The sequence below is a fragment of the Microbulbifer mixtoriginis (SeqCode) genome, from assembly GCF_052466765.1.
Window position 1 is genome coordinate 949,478 of the sequence record NZ_CP174289.1, and the last position, 14,583, is coordinate 964,060.

The window sequence follows — 14,583 nt, forward strand, 5'->3', positions numbered from 1 at the left end:
CAATCACCGCAAACTTGAGAAACCTTATACTCTGGAAATAACTCAAATGAGAGTAAAAAACTGGGGGATTCAGGAATGCATCTATTAACTATAAACTTAGGAAGAACTGCTATACTTTTAAAGCAGCTTTATTCAACAGCATAACTATTGGAAATATCGGTAATTAATTCCATGTAAGTTTTCACATATTTAAGCGCACTCTCCTTACTGATAAGTGGCTCACAATAACCAAAAACAAAAACACCTTCCCCACCTAGAGCGTAAGTCACCAGCATTATTGGGTGCGCCCCATGAGTTTGAACAGTCATAACCAAACCAAAATCAAAGAATTCCAATAAACCCGTATACCCAAACACATCCCCCACATTAGAAACACAAAGACCTGACGGGAAATAGTTTTTTTCAGAAGCATAATACTCAGCCAGACCTTCTATCTCCACGAGCCTATAATCGAGCTTCAAAGGAGGCTCAAAAAAACTTTTACGCCTTAAACATAAACGAACTTTTTTTTGTATTAGCCGTGCAAGACTCAACAAATCGAGGCTGGTATCTTTTGCGGATAAGGATAAAGTTATTGTAGTCGTACACTCTCCTACAACATCTTGATCTATTTGAGATTTACACAAGTATTGGGCATTAATAGGTAACATTAATTCTGTCATGGGATGGAAGCTTGGTAACGATCTTGCAGCGAGGACAGCAATAGCACTATAGATTGAAGTGGTTTGAACATTCTCCTGTTTTGCAAGCAAACAAAAATGATCGTGCAGCTTTTTAGGGAGAAGCCGATAAATAGAGCACCCACTCCGAGAGGAAGCATGTTCAGCCTTTTCAACCGGCCATTTTACGGTTTTACAATTATTGTTGTAAACGGATAATTGTGGCTTTTTAAGCCTCTGCCTTGAGCTAATATATTCCACCATAGACTTATCCATTATGGAGGCGGAAAACTGGTTTTTTTGCTGCCCCCTCAAGAACCTATCCAAATCACGAATCAAAATTAATGCTGAACGTCCATCAATGGCAGCATGACTTACAACAAGAGCAACCCACATTACACATCCATGCTTATCGGTGTAAATCGTCAAGCGATAACTATATTTATCCAACTCAAGAATTTCATTTCCCAAGCGGTTAAACTCTGCTTGATAATCAAAAGAAGATGTATCGCTCTTAATCTCAGTAGGAATATCTCGGAATCCTACATCACAGAACCATTGAGCATAAGATTTTTTTTCCACACGAGAACGGAGCATAAGATGACGATTATGTAGGTATTCCATCCCCTCCATTAACTCTTCAACACCTATAGACTTGCATGCTCTGAAGAAGACAACCAGTTGTACTGCACCATTAGACCTCTCGGTCAACTCTACAAAGAGAGCCTCCTGAGCGCCAAGCTTACGAAAAGGTTTTGTTTTTTTCATAGCAGGCTCGCCCCTAAAGGGAGGTTACTGCCAATTAGTATAGAAAAGAAATAATATAAGGCTTAATCATAAATCAATATCCCCTCCCGGCTTCCCTATGTCATTGCGAGCATCAATCTCACAGGGTTAGAAACCACAATCAATGAATATATGTAACGATATGGTCGCAAGAGATCCGGCTCACCAGTCAAGCACCTTAGCTGTAAGGCGCTATTTTTCAAGAAATTGACTGTATAGCAGATAGATTGCGGAAGTTGCTAACAACGCCCCCATCACTCTATTAAATATTTTAATTCTCACTTCAGCCCCTAACACCAGCCTGATTCTATCCCCCATAAGAGCCCAGGCGGTTAATGACAAATAACAGACAAAAAAATAAATCCCCACAAAATAAAATAAACTGTTACTCTGAGGGCTTGAAAACAAGGCAACACCAGATACACAGGCAATCCATGCCTTTGGATTTAACCATTGCAGAAGAAACCCCTCATGGAAGCGCGGCAGGGTACGTTCAGCAACAGCTATCTCTTCCGTGGGCCCGCTGGCAACCTTGTACCCTAGATAGATGACATAGAGTGATCCAGCGATAGCAAGATACTGCAACACCTGTGGATAACGCTCCAGTACCTGGTAAAGTCCAAAGCCGATCATGGCAAGCAGTAAGGTAAATCCTATTGTCGCCCCAGATACAAATGGAATGGTACGAGCAAAACCATACTGCACTCCAGATGAGACGATCACCATGTTTACAGGCCCTGGCGTAATCGACATAGTGAGCGAAAACCCAAACATCGCTAAGAACAAGGACATATTTACACTCGAATATTATTTAATTTATCATCTTAAAAGAATGATTGTTATTGGGACGCAATCAAGATAAATAAGCGCTACTGAGAATGGCGAACCCTAAGAGAGTTACCCCAATTTAACTAAAGGAAATCAAGTTGAAAAGAATTATTCTCCTAGCAACCTTGCTCATGTGTACCAGCTTTCAATCACTCGCAGAGCCCACAGCCGAAGAACATATCACAGACTTCATTAATGAATTTTCTTCGAACAACATAAAAGGCTCCGCATCTCACTTCTTCACAGAATCACCTCACTTTATCTTTGGCCCACACATTTTAACCCCACAAGATTCAGCACAAGTAGAAGAAGTACTATCTAAAATACGTGATGGTCTAGCCAAGCGAGGCTATAAAAATTCCGAGATCCTTGAATTCAAGACATTCTTTCAGGGTGAGAATATGTCCGTTACAACAATACTGCTTAAACGCTACACCTCAGAAAAACAGGTTCTGGATCATCGATGCAGCACTTATACATTGGTCAAAATTGAAGAAGGGTGGAAAATCTTATCTTGGCTCCCTTCCGAGCCAGAAAGTAATACAAAATGTTTTACAGGTAAAAGTTAAACAATAAAATAGTAGTAGCCCCTAAAAAACCTAGAGGGATTTAGAAATGAGATCTCATAGTGAAATCAGAGTGCTTCTTACAGAATTGTATCAAGTGATTTCTGGCCCAGAAGGGTTCAAGCGCGACTGGAAAAAACAATTATCGCTATTCACACCTTACGCTAAAGTCATTCGAACCTCTTTAGATCGTGAAGGTAATCCCCAGGCGCTGGTCATGAATATCCAGGATTACCCTGAAAATTTTCAGAGGGTGGTTGGAGATGCCGCTTTTTATGAGGTAGAAATTCACAATATTATTGAGTCTTTCGGCAATATCGCTCATGCATTCAGTAGTTACGAAGCCTGGAGAGATAGTGATAAAACCCAGTTTATCAAACGGGGAATTAACAGCATTCAGCTTTATCACGATGGGCATTCATGGAAAATCGTCAATATGATTTGGGATGATGAGCGGCCCGGACTAACCATGCCACCTAAATATAACCCCCAGGCCGAAACCGAAAGTGTCTCGTAATTCCAAATTGGCCCCAAAATAATTGATATCTCGGAAATAAGATTCATTAAGGTCAATAAAACCCTTACGCATTGGAGACGGAATAAATAATCTATAGCCAATTAGTAGAGAAATTCTAACAATTTCTGACATAGCCAGGTTATGCCAGTTTCTGCCTGCGTAACACTGAGGCTCTTAAAATGGATGAGGGCTTTATGGGGGGGCGGCTCTCACCTTGTAGGGTGAACCAGCTTCTACTGCAAGCTTCTCTTCCAGGCCCTTATTTCCTCGACATATAATTCGGGCTGTTCAAAAGCCGAAAAGTGCCCTCCCCGTTTCAAGTGATTCCAATAACAAATGTTCTTATAACGCCCCTCAGCCCAAGAACGGGGTATTCTTACCATCTCTCCAGGATAAATACTGACTCCAGTGGGCAATTGCACTACCTTTTCCTGATCGGGGCCATAGGGGGCATCGAAGCTTTCCCAAAATAGTCGCGCAGAAGAGGCCGCTGTATTTGTCAGCCAATAAAGCATGATATTGTCTAGTAATTCATTCCTGGTAAAAATACTCTCCAAAGTTCCCTGGCAATTGCTCCATAAATGAAACTTCTCTAATATCCAGGCAGCCTGTCCTATGGGAGAATCCGCAAGACTATACCCCAGTGTTTGAGGACGGGTACTCTGTTCCTTGGCAAAACCGGAATCCCAACAATTGAAGAATCGTATTCCGGCCAGAGCCTCTTTCTCTTCCTCGCTGGGCCAATGCAAGGCTTCAGCGGTTGGCTCTTCCTTGGGATTATTGATATGAATAGCCCTGCACGCGCCCAGATTCTGTATGCCAATTTCAGTGGTCACCGACCGGCCCCAATCTCCCCCTTGAGCCAAGTACGATTGATACCCCAGGCGATGCATTAGGGTATCCCAGGCAGCGGCAATTCTTGGGATACCCCACCCCGTCGTTACAGGCTTACCCGAAAAAGCGAAACCAGGGAGCGATGGGCATACCACATGGAAAGCCTCCTCAGCACTCCCCCCATATTGAGTCGGCTCAGTCAGGGGCCCTATCACTTTGAGAAATTCCACAAAAGAACTGGGCCAACCATGGGTTATTACGATTGGCGTGGCGCTTCTATGACTGCTTTTGACATGAATTAGATGAATTTCCAGGTCGTGAATGGTTGTTATGAACTGGTCATATTGATTCAGCCTCTGCTGAGTGGCATACCAGTCATAGTCATTTAGCCAATAATCACAGAAATCCTTAAGATAATTCAAAGGGATTCCCTGCGCCCATCCATCTACGGTTTCTGCCTCAGGCCAACGTGCCTCCCGTATCCTTCGGTGCATATCAGCCAGCTGAGATTCTTGTATATCAATCCTGAAAGGTTGGACCTGAGCCATTCGTAGATTCCATCTCCTGAGTGAGCTGACTAAGTAGCCGCGGATAGACAATTACAAAGATTGATTGGCCATTGCTTTGTACTGAACCAAAACCGTAAACTGTACAAACATACAGCACCCTAGTTCCGATGAAAAAAATAGAATCAAACAATCCTCAGCCCTTACATAAAGGGCGCGGAGCCGCCAGTAATATCACTGGTCGTTTTGCCGAGCACATCAGTACACGGGAAAGCGATGGTTGGCAAACCGAGGCTGAGCCTCTGGAGCGACTACTGACTACCGCCATTGAAGAGAAGGCCAAGTCGATTATCGCCACCAATCAATCGCCCGACATCCCCTTTACTCAGTCTATCAATCCTTACCGTGGCTGTGAGCATGGTTGTGTCTATTGCTACGCGAGACCAGCTCATGCCTATATGGATCTTTCCCCAGGGCTCGACTTCGAAAGCAAGATCTTTTTTAAGGCTAACGCGCCCGTATTGTTGGAGCAGACGCTGCGCAAACCAAGCTACACCTGTAGTCCCATAGCACTAGGCGCGAATACAGACCCATATCAGCCTCTAGAGAAAGAGAAAGGCATAACCCAGGCATTGCTTACAGTAATGCAGCAGTTTCGACAACCGGTCACCATTGTCACCAAGAGCCAGCTGATTTTACGGGATCTTCCCATCTTGGCTGAGATGGCACAGGACAACCTTGCTCAGGTGGCAATTAGTGTGACTACTCTGGAGAGGGATTTAAAAAGGAAATTGGAACCCCGCACAGCGGGGCCTTCTGCCCGCCTGCGTACTATCGAACAATTGAGCAAGGCTGGGATACCCACGGCCGTACTTGCAGCTCCAATGATCCCGGCACTTAATGACTGTGAGCTGGAAGCTATTTTGAAGGCCGGGCGGGATTCAGGTGCCGAGAGGGCGGCCTATATCCTCCTGCGGCTACCCCATGAGGTGGCGCCACTTTTCCGTGAGTGGCTATCACTACATTACCCACAAAGGGCCGACCATGTAATGAGTCTGATACAACAGAGCCGCGGTGGGCGGGACTATCAAAGTGACTTTTCCCAACGCAGAACCGGTACAGGGGTTTTCGCTCAGTTACTGCGGCAGCGGTTTATTGTCGCCATTAGGAAATTGGGGTTAAATCACCGGCGCCTATCCCTGGATAGCAGCCAATTTAATGCACCACCCCTAGCCGGCGAGCAGCAGTCTCTTTTTTAACTGAGCTATGCGTTTTAACCTACAAGAAACTGAGAAAAACCCCTTGCGGACAAGATTTTAATGGATGCCTGGTTTTTGTATTTAATCCGCACTTCCAGCGGTACCCTCTATACGGGGATAACTAAAGATATTCAACGACGCTTTGCCGAGCACTGTGGTGGCGGGGCCAAAGCGGCCAAGGCCCTTCGCGGTAAAGGGCCTCTCACACTTGAATATCAGGTAAAAACTCAGGATAAATCTTCTGCACTGAAATTGGAAATCGCCATCAAGAGGTGGCCCAAGCATAAAAAAGAAGCGCTTATTGCCGGCACAATGGCATTGCCTGATTTACCCAGCTAACCATCATTGTGCCCTCGTGAGCCCTAAGCGACTAGCGCCTGGTAAGCAGCCAAGCCACTTCCCTCGCTGGTACCAGCCCTTTTAAGCCACCTGGCACATCCCTGGAGGCCAGCATCTTCAGGTGGTAATCCGCATTGTAACGCTCAAAAATCTCCTGAGTGCTGATGGAGAAGGGGGGGCCCGCTAACTCAGACTGCTCATACTCAAAAGATATCAGTAATTGAGGGGCCACTTTTGTCATCGCCATCAAGTGCTGGGCATACACTGGGCGAATGTCTTGTGGCAACGCCACCAAGGCGGCACGATCATAGATACCATCAACTTCCTGTAGTATTTCCTTATTCAGGTCGAAAATATCCCCTACATAAATATCAATATTGCTGGCCTTATAGCGCTTAAGGTTGGCAATTTGCTCGACTTCTGGGGTTATATCCATCTCTTGAAAAAGTTGCTCTACCGCCATTTCACTCAGCTCGGCACCAACGACTCGATAACCTCCAGAAAGCAACCAGGCGATATCACGGGTTTTGCCACATAGTGGAACAAATACTCTATCGCCTTTGGAGAGAGAAAGCTGTGAAAAGAACTCCGACAGTAAGGAATTACCACAGGCTTCGTGGAAAGCTATATTATTTTTCTTCCACTTCTCATGCCAATATGTCGCTTCCATGTTGCACCCCCGTGTGCATTCTAACGGTTATTTCTGATAACTCTAACGGATAATTCAGAGATCCTTCACACTCACTAAACCTAATATAAAAGGTATTCCAGTTCAGACTCTGCTTCAGGACCGGAAGCCTCGGGCTCAGTGAAAGCCAGTGCAGTTAAAAAAACAAAGGCCCCTGTAAATACGATGCTCTTCAACATTACCGATACCTCAGGTCATTTCTTTCACAGATGTAATGGGAAACCGGAGTACTCACTCTGTCTTCAACAGCCACAAGTTATTTGCTTTTCGTCGATCCAGAGATAAAGAGTTTTCCCGGCAAGATAAAATCAACCAACCCCGCGACTATCGCGCCAAGTACAGCAGCAGTAATAAGCAGGAAATAACCATCTAAAGAGATCGGTTGCTGAGCTGTGAAAGCGACCAAGATACCAATCCCATAACTAATAATATTGCCAACCCCAGTAACCAAACCCATTGCCCAGGCCCCAATGGCCGATAATAATAAGGCCATAGGTAAAGCTAACCATGGTTGTTCCAGTTGCCACCCTGCAGTTCCCACAATTGCGACCAATCCTAGCCCAAGCCCTGTAACTGCACAGGCCAGGTTATAGCCACCGGAACGCAAACTGCCGCCTCTGGCAAAATAGGTAACAGCACCCAGGGCCGCCACCCAGCTGGGCACACCAACAAGCTGAGCTGCCACAATCGCCAAAGAGGTACTCAGAAAAATCCGCAACCCAGTAAAAAGACGTTCCTGAGATTGCCCGTTACTATGCTCGAGACTTTCAGTTACGCTATTCATTACTTTCTCTCAATCTCCGCTGCACGCATTAATGACTGGCAATTCCTTGCCTAAATGCTTTCTACGCCACGCTGACTACTGATAACAATAAGTGGAGGAGCTATAGTCATCCCTCCATTAAGTGTATTTTCTCGCGTCTTTTGAATTTGCGGGTAGCAGACTTCTTCCGCATCCTTGCCCAATCTTGCAATCGGTACAAACATGCGGCAAATTCAGGGAGTGGTTCTACCTACCCAAAGGGCGTTTTCTTAGTAGGTGATCAACAGAGGCCAATTGAGGAGATATGGGGATTACCAGGGGATTTCACTGCCATCATAATTATAAAATCGTCCACTCTTACCCTGACCCGCTTGCGTAAGCAGTTTCTTCAGGGCCGCCACACTTTGTGCCGTTGAAATCAGGGCACCGGGACCTCCCATCGCAGTTTTCACCCAGCCCGGGTGCAATGCCATAACTGTGATTCCGCGATCATGGAGATCAATCGACAAGCTTTTAACAATCTGGTTGAGTGCTGTTTTGGAGCTTCGATAAATATAGCCACCGCCAGAGCGGTTATCGGCGATACTGCCCACCTTGCTACTCATCATGGCTATCAGCTTGTAGTCGCTGGCCGATACGTTATCGCAAAAAGTTTCCGCCATCATATATGGCGCAATGGTGTTGGACTCCAATACGCGGCGCCATTCTTCCCGGTCCACTTTGCCAAAACCAGTGCCTTTTGGGCCGTAATATCCCGCATTATTGAGCAAGATATCGATAGGCTCCCCTTTCAAGGCCTTACCGAGAGCAATCATTTGCTCATAGTCGGTTACATCCAACTGGATGGGCTCTATCAATGGGTATTTAGCCTGTAACGCGTTGAGTTCATTGGCCTTTTTCAGATCTCTACAACAGGCAAATACACGCCACCCATCCTTGGCAAACTGGGCAGTCAACTCCAGGCCTATGCCTCTATTACAGCCGGTGATCATTATGGTGCCAGACATCGCCTCTCCTTCAGTGTTATTCTTGCGGATCGCGATCATAGCAACTGTAGAACAATGTACTACTCACCCGACAATCTACTTTGGTTATTACTATTAGCTACCGTGGCTTGGTATATCTGGGCCAATATGGCAGCAAAAGAACATGTCAGGCGCGCTGCGGCCAATCACTGCAAACAACTGGGAGTGCAACTTCTCGACGATACGGTTGTGCTGGTACGCACCCGCTTAAAGCGTGACCGTCGTGGCCAGATCAGCCTGCAACGCAGTTATGAGTTTGAATTTACTTCCACTGGAGAACATCGCTATTCCGGTGTAGCAATTCTCCACGGCCGCCGTATTGAGCAGCTACAGCTGTCTCCACACCATTTGAGTTAACTTGGTATTTGTTGATGAAACCCGGCCTTTATCGCCACTACAAAGGAAATCTTTACGAAGTCCTGCACACGGCCATCCATAGCGAAACAGAAGAGCTCCTGGTGATCTATCGCGCTCTCTACGGAAACTATATTGTTTCGGCTAGACCTTACGCTATGTTTAGCGACACAGTCTCAGAGGATGGAAAAACATTCCCCCGCTTTAAACTCGAAAAAGCCTTCGAAATGATGGATAACACCCACTAAAAAAAAGCGCCAGAATAAATAAATCCAATCAGTCTCTAATCCCTGTCTTGCGCCATTTAATGCCAGAGGGATAACCTCTCGTGTCAGACAGAAGCCGATATTAATCGATAAAATTTGGCGCCTGACAAACAAGCTTGATCCTCTCGGACAACCCGCTCTCGAACCCACAAGGAAAACCGGTGAACAACAAGAATATTATGATCTATGGCGCCTATGGTTACACTGGTGAGCTGATTGCCCGCCAAGCTGTAGCGCTGGGTTATCGCCCCATTCTAGCTGGTCGCAATGCTCAAAAATTACAGCCTCTGGCAGAAGCCCTTAATCTCCCGGCCATGGCCATCGGCTTGGCTAATACGGAAGTCTTGGAACGCAGCTTGCGGGACGTTTATCTGGTTATCCACTGCGCCGGTCCATTTTCTGCTACCGCTGAATCCATGATGAGGGCCTGCCTCAACACCCATACCCACTACCAGGATATCACTGGTGAAATTTCCGTTTATGAGACCGCACATCGTCTTGATGATGTAGCCAAAGCCAAGGGAATCGTACTTTGCCCTGGTGCGGGATTCGATGTCATTCCTACTGATTGCCTCGCTGCCGCATTACACAAGGCTTTGCCGTCAGCCACGCACCTGGCGCTTGGCTTCGACTCGGAGTCGAGTTTAAGCCCCGGTACAGCCAAGACCTCTATCGAAAGCCTCGGTATGGGAGGCGCCATTCGACGCAATGGCAAAATCGAAACCATTGGCCTTGGGCAGCTTACCCGCACCATCGATTTTGGCCGAGGTGAAAAGTTTGCTGTCGCAATTCCCTGGGGTGATATCTCTACTGCCTTCCACTCAACCGGTATCCAAAACATTGAGGCCTACATCCCCATGAGCCCTGCAAGGGCAAAGAAGCTAAAGCGCCTGAATGGATTTCGTTGGCTGCTTCGTACCCAGTGGCTACAAAACTGGCTGAAAGCAAAAGTGAGCAAGTCTGTTCGAGGCCCCAGTGAAGAGCGTCGTGCCGGCCAGAAAACCTGGGTTTGGGGAGAAGTGCGCAATGACCGTCGCGGTGAGCGTAAAGTTGGCCGACTCACCACCGCCAACGGCTACGATGTCACCGTCTCTGGTTCCCTGGCAATCATGCAATATCTCCTCGACTATCAGGGCGAGGGGGGCTATTTCACGCCATCAAAACTCTGCGGCCATAAGCTGGTGGAGGATCTACACGGCTCTGGAACGATCGAAATCAAGCCGGCCTAGCCACTATTCTCAACACCTTTCTGCTTTTTTCTAACGGGCAATTCATGGAGCCGCGGACAGCTGCTCCTACTCTATCTTTCCAGCCATTCCTTTCTTAGCGCCTTATTCACCTATCCTGGATCAATTTTCTGCCAAGCTTTTAAAAGCGGTATATAGGCGTAAATAACATCTATTTTGAGATTTCACTATTACGACATCATTTGGTCAACTCCGTGCAATAATCAATTTTTAAGTTTGCGACATGCGAGACTTATCCATGAATTTGAAGAGTATTGATGTGTCCCTGGTTCTGTATCTTACGGAACGGGCGTCACGTCCCACTTCACGCAGACGGTACCTTTGGCTATCCAAATCTGGAGATGGCTGGCTCACCGTCGCCGTACTCCTCAGTTATATTATTTCCAACGCCGCCACTCAGCTTTTTATTGCCGCATTCTCTGGCTTGGCGGTAGAACGTTCTCTCTATTGGACAATCAAAAACACGACCCGCCGCAGGCGTCCACCTCAGGCTATCCCCGGTATACGCCCGATTATTATCGCCCATGACCGTTTCAGCCTGCCCTCGGGACATACCTCTGCAGCCTTTCTTTTTATTACATTTATGACTCAGCAAGTCAGCCCAATGTGGGGGTTAGGCTATATCTGGGCGACCGGGGTGGGCGCCGCCCGTGTAGGCCTGGGGGTACATTTCCCTTCTGATATTTTCGCCGGTGCCCTTCTCGGTTCATGTGTCGCATTAGCCTCTGGTGCCGTCCTTTTATGAAAATACTCTATGGCGTTCAGGCCACCGGCAATGGACATATTGCCCGTTCACGCACATTGGCAAAGGCATTGCAACAATACCCAGAGCTCGAAATCCAATGGCTGTTTTCAGGTAGACCCAAGGAAAACCTGTTTGGCATGGAATTGTTTGGCGACTACTGGTGGCGGGAGGGAATGACCATTGTCCACAGTGAGGGGCGCCTCAGAAGCTTGGCCACGGTTGCCCAGGCTAAATTGCGCCAATTAATCCAGGATGTCCGCAAACTGCCAGTCAGCGAATACGACCTAATTATCAGTGACTATGAACCTATCACCGCCTGGGCGGCGAAAATGCGCAAAAAGCCCAGTGTGGGTATCGGTCACCAATACGCTTTTTTACACTCGATTCCCATGCCCAGGTATAACTGGCCTCTTCATACCGTTTTACGTATCTTTGCTCCCACAAAAAAAAGCCTGGGTTTGCACTGGCATCACTTTGGCAACCCCATATTACCGCCCATAGTCCCCCCTCAACCCAAACCCGAGAGTGACACAGAAGATTACATTCTGGTTTACTTACCCTTTGAACACCCAATACCCATGCTGGAGGAACTGGCCAAAGTAGAACGGCAATTTATTGTTTACGGTGTGCCAGAAAATCTGCCCACGGCAAACAATATCCAGATAAAGTCGCCTTCCACACTAGGATTCCAACAGGACTTGGTCAATGCCCGTGCAGTAATCTGTAACAGTGGTTTTGAATTACTGGCAGAGACCCTGGCTCAAGGCAAACCCATTCTAAGCCGACCATTGGCCTATCAATTTGAACAGGAAGCCAATGCCCAAGCACTGGAACAACTAAAGCTGGCGAAGATCGTACGCTCCATAGATGCCAATAGTATTCACACTTGGTTGGAGGAGGGGCCAAAGTCTGTACGTATCCAATGGCCAGATGTCGCACAAGCTATTGCTGCCTGGATAGCGCAGGGCTGCAAGCGCGATCCCGCAGATCTCGCCCGCAGTTTATGGCGACAAGTGACCCCTCGCCCCACCGAAGGGACTGTACCCACCTACCAGAACGCTACCGACTAACCCTTCTTTTTTTTGCGCTATCCGCAGTTGTAAAGACCATTGCCAGTCTATGGCCCACGGTCTTCTACCACCATATCGCCAAGCGCATTCACACAAAAAGTCATTGCCCAATTTTGAGCCTCAGCGTTTACTTGTCTGCCATTCAATCACCAACTAGACATTTATTTATCCAGCACTTAAAAAATATTTGATCAGCACGGCACGAGTGTCTATCTCCAGCAATAGTGCAGTGGATTTGAAATTTTTGTAGTCGGACTAATATGTACATTTGCTCCATAAAAAAAATAATGAGGTAAGCATGACTAATTCATTGCTCAACGACCGTGATACCGAATTTCTACTCTATGAATTTCTCGATACCGAAGCGCTGCTACAGCGACCACGTTACAAGGAGCATTCCAGGGAAGTTTTCGATGCAACACTGAAAACCGCACGCACTATTGCCGAAAAATTTTTCGCCAACCACAATGCCAAGGGCGATGCCAATGAGCCCAACTTTGATGGCGAAAAAATACAGATGATCGCAGAGACCAAGCAATCTTGGGATGCCCTCTCGGAGGCCGGTTTTCTCGCGGGGCATTGCAATTTTGATGAAGGCGGCATGCAGCTGCCCAAAGCGATAATCAGCACGGCCCTTGGCTATGTTAGTGCCGCAAATATTGCCAGCGCTTGCTACCCCTTCCTGACTATTGCCGCCGCCAACCTACTGCGCTCATTTGCCAGCGACAGCCTAAAGGCACAGTTTTTGCCGCAGATGCTCGATGGCCGCTTCGCCGGCACTATGGCCCTCACAGAGCCCGATCAGGGCTCAGCTCTGGCCGATATCCGCACCAGTGCCGAACAGGCCGAAGATGGCAGCTACCGTATTCGCGGACAAAAGATGTATATCTCCGGTGGCGACCAGTCTCTGACAGAAAATATCGTTCATCTGGTATTGGCAAAAATCAAGGGTGCTCCCGCCGGCGTTAAGGGAATATCCCTATTTTTAGTGCCTAAAATGCTCCTTGATGAAAACGGCCAGGTAGCCCAGCCCAACGATGTAAAACTGGCGGGATTGCTGCATAAAATGGGCTTTCGCAACACGACCTCTACAGTATTGAGCTTTGGTGAGGATCAGGGCGCAGTGGGCTACCTGATCGGTGAGCCTCACCAGGGGCTCAAATATATGTTCCAGATGATGAATGAAGCTCGGATCAGTGTCGGCGCAGGGGCCTCTATTCTGGGCTATCAGGGCTATGCCTACTCCCTGCAGTATGCCAAGAACCGCCCCCAGGGACGCCTGCCTTCCAACCAGGACCCCAGCACCAAGCAAGTACCCATTATTCAACATGCAGACATTCGCCGTATGCTGCTGATGCAAAAGGCCTATGCCGAGGGTGGCCTGGGCTTAAGTATGTACGCCACTTCTCTTTATGAAGACCAGCACAGCGCACCCACGGAAAAAGAGAGCCAGCTGGCAGCCACTCTGTTAGACCTGATTACTCCGGTAGTGAAATCCTGGCCCTCCAAATACTGCCTAAAAGCCAATGAACTGGCCATCCAGGTACTCGGCGGCGCCGGTTATATTCGGGAATTCCCCCTGGAACAGCTTTATCGGGATAATCGCCTGAACGCCATCCACGAGGGCACTGAAGGTATCCACGCCCTCGATCTACTCGCGCGCAAAGTGCCCAGCAAAAATTTCCAGGCCTACCAGCTGCTGCAAACGGAAATCCGCAAAACGGTATTGGAAGCACAGCAGAAAGAGAGCTTGGTTAGCATGGCCGATACCCTGGAGGAATCCTTGCAAAAGCTCGACGAAACGGGCATGGCCCTGTTTACGCAATTACAGGAGGATGTGGATCGCGGGCTCAGTAATGCCACTCTCTACCTGGATGTTTTCGGCTGCATTATGGTGGCCTGGATCTGGCTGCGACAGGCGGTTATCGCCGCGAATGCCCTGGAAGGAACTACCAGCGAGGAAGATGGCAATTTTTACCGTGGCAAGTTGCACACCGCCCTCTTTTATTTTGAATGGGAACTACCCAATATCCAGCCGCAAATAAGCCTGCTGCAAAGTGGCAATAACCTGCCGTTCGATATGCGAGTCGATTGGTTTTAGCGAGTGACGATCCGGAGGGGCCACGTAGTA

At 47.6% G+C, this 14,583-nt stretch carries 16 protein-coding genes; 10 read left to right on the forward strand and 6 right to left on the reverse strand.

Annotated elements, in window-relative coordinates; all coding sequences use genetic code 11:
• Positions 1-128: 128 nt before the first annotated feature.
• Complete coding sequence (locus ACJJIV_RS04160) at positions 129-1,427, reverse strand: condensation domain-containing protein (protein ID WP_444890851.1); 1,299 nt, start codon at positions 1,425-1,427, stop codon at positions 129-131.
• 210 nt (positions 1,428-1,637) lie between these two features.
• Positions 1,638-2,237 (reverse strand): LysE family translocator, encoded by a 600-nt coding sequence (locus ACJJIV_RS04165; protein ID WP_444890852.1) that lies wholly within the window; start codon positions 2,235-2,237, stop codon positions 1,638-1,640.
• 134 nt (positions 2,238-2,371) lie between these two features.
• Between ACJJIV_RS04165 and ACJJIV_RS04170 the strand changes: the two genes are divergently transcribed.
• Complete coding sequence (locus ACJJIV_RS04170; RefSeq protein WP_444890853.1) at positions 2,372-2,842, forward strand: DUF6841 family protein; 471 nt, start codon at positions 2,372-2,374, stop codon at positions 2,840-2,842.
• A 46-nt stretch (positions 2,843-2,888) separates the two neighbouring features.
• Entirely contained in the window at positions 2,889-3,356 is a 468-nt protein-coding gene (locus tag ACJJIV_RS04175) for a hypothetical protein (protein ID WP_444890854.1), read from the forward strand.
• Between the two features lie 233 nt (positions 3,357-3,589).
• On the opposite strand, the gene ACJJIV_RS04180 is transcribed toward ACJJIV_RS04175, so the two are convergent.
• Complete coding sequence (locus ACJJIV_RS04180; RefSeq protein WP_444888467.1) at positions 3,590-4,738, reverse strand: epoxide hydrolase family protein; 1,149 nt, start codon at positions 4,736-4,738, stop codon at positions 3,590-3,592.
• 128 nt (positions 4,739-4,866) lie between these two features.
• Between ACJJIV_RS04180 and ACJJIV_RS04185 the strand changes: the two genes are divergently transcribed.
• Together ACJJIV_RS04185 and ACJJIV_RS04190 are read left to right on the forward strand one after the other, a co-directional pair.
• The gene (locus tag ACJJIV_RS04185; protein ID WP_444890855.1) at positions 4,867-5,955 is read left to right on the forward strand and encodes a PA0069 family radical SAM protein; all 1,089 of its coding nucleotides are present in this window, start codon (positions 4,867-4,869) and stop codon (positions 5,953-5,955) included.
• Between the two features lie 60 nt (positions 5,956-6,015).
• Entirely contained in the window at positions 6,016-6,294 is a 279-nt protein-coding gene (locus ACJJIV_RS04190; RefSeq protein ID WP_444885578.1) for a GIY-YIG nuclease family protein, read from the forward strand.
• A 31-nt stretch (positions 6,295-6,325) separates the two neighbouring features.
• Here the strand turns inward: ACJJIV_RS04190 and tmpT are convergent, their stop codons facing one another.
• The 3 genes from tmpT to ACJJIV_RS04205 all read right to left on the reverse strand — a co-directional run bounded on the left by tmpT (position 6,326) and on the right by ACJJIV_RS04205 (position 8,752).
• On the reverse strand, positions 6,326-6,964 hold the full coding sequence (tmpT, locus tag ACJJIV_RS04195) for a thiopurine S-methyltransferase (RefSeq protein ID WP_444890856.1): 639 nt from the start codon (positions 6,962-6,964) through the stop codon (positions 6,326-6,328).
• A gap of 274 nt (positions 6,965-7,238) precedes the next feature.
• Positions 7,239-7,766: a DUF1097 family protein gene (locus tag ACJJIV_RS04200; protein WP_444890857.1), complete on the reverse strand. Its 528-nt coding sequence runs from the start codon at positions 7,764-7,766 to the stop codon at positions 7,239-7,241.
• A gap of 290 nt (positions 7,767-8,056) precedes the next feature.
• Positions 8,057-8,752: an SDR family oxidoreductase gene (locus tag ACJJIV_RS04205; protein WP_444890858.1), complete on the reverse strand. Its 696-nt coding sequence runs from the start codon at positions 8,750-8,752 to the stop codon at positions 8,057-8,059.
• Positions 8,753-8,806: 54 nt separating this feature from the next.
• Here ACJJIV_RS04205 and ACJJIV_RS04210 point away from each other — a divergent pair, with 54 nt between their 5' ends.
• The 6 genes from ACJJIV_RS04210 to ACJJIV_RS04235 all read left to right on the forward strand — a co-directional run bounded on the left by ACJJIV_RS04210 (position 8,807) and on the right by ACJJIV_RS04235 (position 14,553).
• Positions 8,807-9,127 (forward strand): DUF3301 domain-containing protein, encoded by a 321-nt coding sequence (locus ACJJIV_RS04210; RefSeq protein WP_444888462.1) that lies wholly within the window; start codon positions 8,807-8,809, stop codon positions 9,125-9,127.
• 14 nt (positions 9,128-9,141) lie between these two features.
• Positions 9,142-9,372: a DUF1653 domain-containing protein gene (locus ACJJIV_RS04215; RefSeq protein WP_444890859.1), complete on the forward strand. Its 231-nt coding sequence runs from the start codon at positions 9,142-9,144 to the stop codon at positions 9,370-9,372.
• A 179-nt stretch (positions 9,373-9,551) separates the two neighbouring features.
• On the forward strand, positions 9,552-10,619 hold the full coding sequence (locus ACJJIV_RS04220) for a saccharopine dehydrogenase family protein (RefSeq protein WP_444890860.1): 1,068 nt from the start codon (positions 9,552-9,554) through the stop codon (positions 10,617-10,619).
• A gap of 256 nt (positions 10,620-10,875) precedes the next feature.
• A complete protein-coding gene (locus ACJJIV_RS04225; RefSeq protein WP_252085195.1) occupies positions 10,876-11,382 on the forward strand; it encodes a phosphatase PAP2 family protein in 507 nt (168 codons plus the stop codon).
• Entirely contained in the window at positions 11,379-12,452 is a 1,074-nt protein-coding gene (locus ACJJIV_RS04230; protein ID WP_444890861.1) for an MJ1255/VC2487 family glycosyltransferase, read from the forward strand. The genes ACJJIV_RS04225 and ACJJIV_RS04230 overlap by 4 nt, the downstream gene beginning before the upstream one ends.
• A gap of 298 nt (positions 12,453-12,750) precedes the next feature.
• Complete coding sequence (locus ACJJIV_RS04235; protein ID WP_444890862.1) at positions 12,751-14,553, forward strand: acyl-CoA dehydrogenase; 1,803 nt, start codon at positions 12,751-12,753, stop codon at positions 14,551-14,553.
• Positions 14,554-14,583 lie beyond the last annotated feature (30 nt).

Bases quoted from the DNA above. Each gene is read 5' to 3' on its own strand.
- ACJJIV_RS04200 (WP_444890857.1), bottom strand. From the start codon at position 7,766: ATGAATAGCGTAACTGAAAGTCTCGAGCATAGTAACGGGCAATCTCAG.
- ACJJIV_RS04180 (WP_444888467.1), bottom strand. From the start codon at position 4,738: ATGGCTCAGGTCCAACCTTTCAGGATTGATATACAAGAATCTCAGCTG.
- ACJJIV_RS04175 (WP_444890854.1), top strand. From the start codon at position 2,889: ATGAGATCTCATAGTGAAATCAGAGTGCTTCTTACAGAATTGTATCAA.
- ACJJIV_RS04160 (WP_444890851.1), bottom strand. From the start codon at position 1,427: ATGAAAAAAACAAAACCTTTTCGTAAGCTTGGCGCTCAGGAGGCTCTC.
- ACJJIV_RS04225 (WP_252085195.1), top strand. From the start codon at position 10,876: ATGAATTTGAAGAGTATTGATGTGTCCCTGGTTCTGTATCTTACGGAA.
- ACJJIV_RS04235 (WP_444890862.1), top strand. From the start codon at position 12,751: ATGACTAATTCATTGCTCAACGACCGTGATACCGAATTTCTACTCTAT.
- ACJJIV_RS04190 (WP_444885578.1), top strand. From the start codon at position 6,016: ATGGATGCCTGGTTTTTGTATTTAATCCGCACTTCCAGCGGTACCCTC.
- ACJJIV_RS04210 (WP_444888462.1), top strand. From the start codon at position 8,807: ATGTACTACTCACCCGACAATCTACTTTGGTTATTACTATTAGCTACC.
- ACJJIV_RS04185 (WP_444890855.1), top strand. From the start codon at position 4,867: ATGAAAAAAATAGAATCAAACAATCCTCAGCCCTTACATAAAGGGCGC.
- tmpT (WP_444890856.1), bottom strand. From the start codon at position 6,964: ATGGAAGCGACATATTGGCATGAGAAGTGGAAGAAAAATAATATAGCT.
- ACJJIV_RS04165 (WP_444890852.1), bottom strand. From the start codon at position 2,237: ATGTCCTTGTTCTTAGCGATGTTTGGGTTTTCGCTCACTATGTCGATT.
- ACJJIV_RS04215 (WP_444890859.1), top strand. From the start codon at position 9,142: ATGAAACCCGGCCTTTATCGCCACTACAAAGGAAATCTTTACGAAGTC.
- ACJJIV_RS04205 (WP_444890858.1), bottom strand. From the start codon at position 8,752: ATGTCTGGCACCATAATGATCACCGGCTGTAATAGAGGCATAGGCCTG.
- ACJJIV_RS04230 (WP_444890861.1), top strand. From the start codon at position 11,379: ATGAAAATACTCTATGGCGTTCAGGCCACCGGCAATGGACATATTGCC.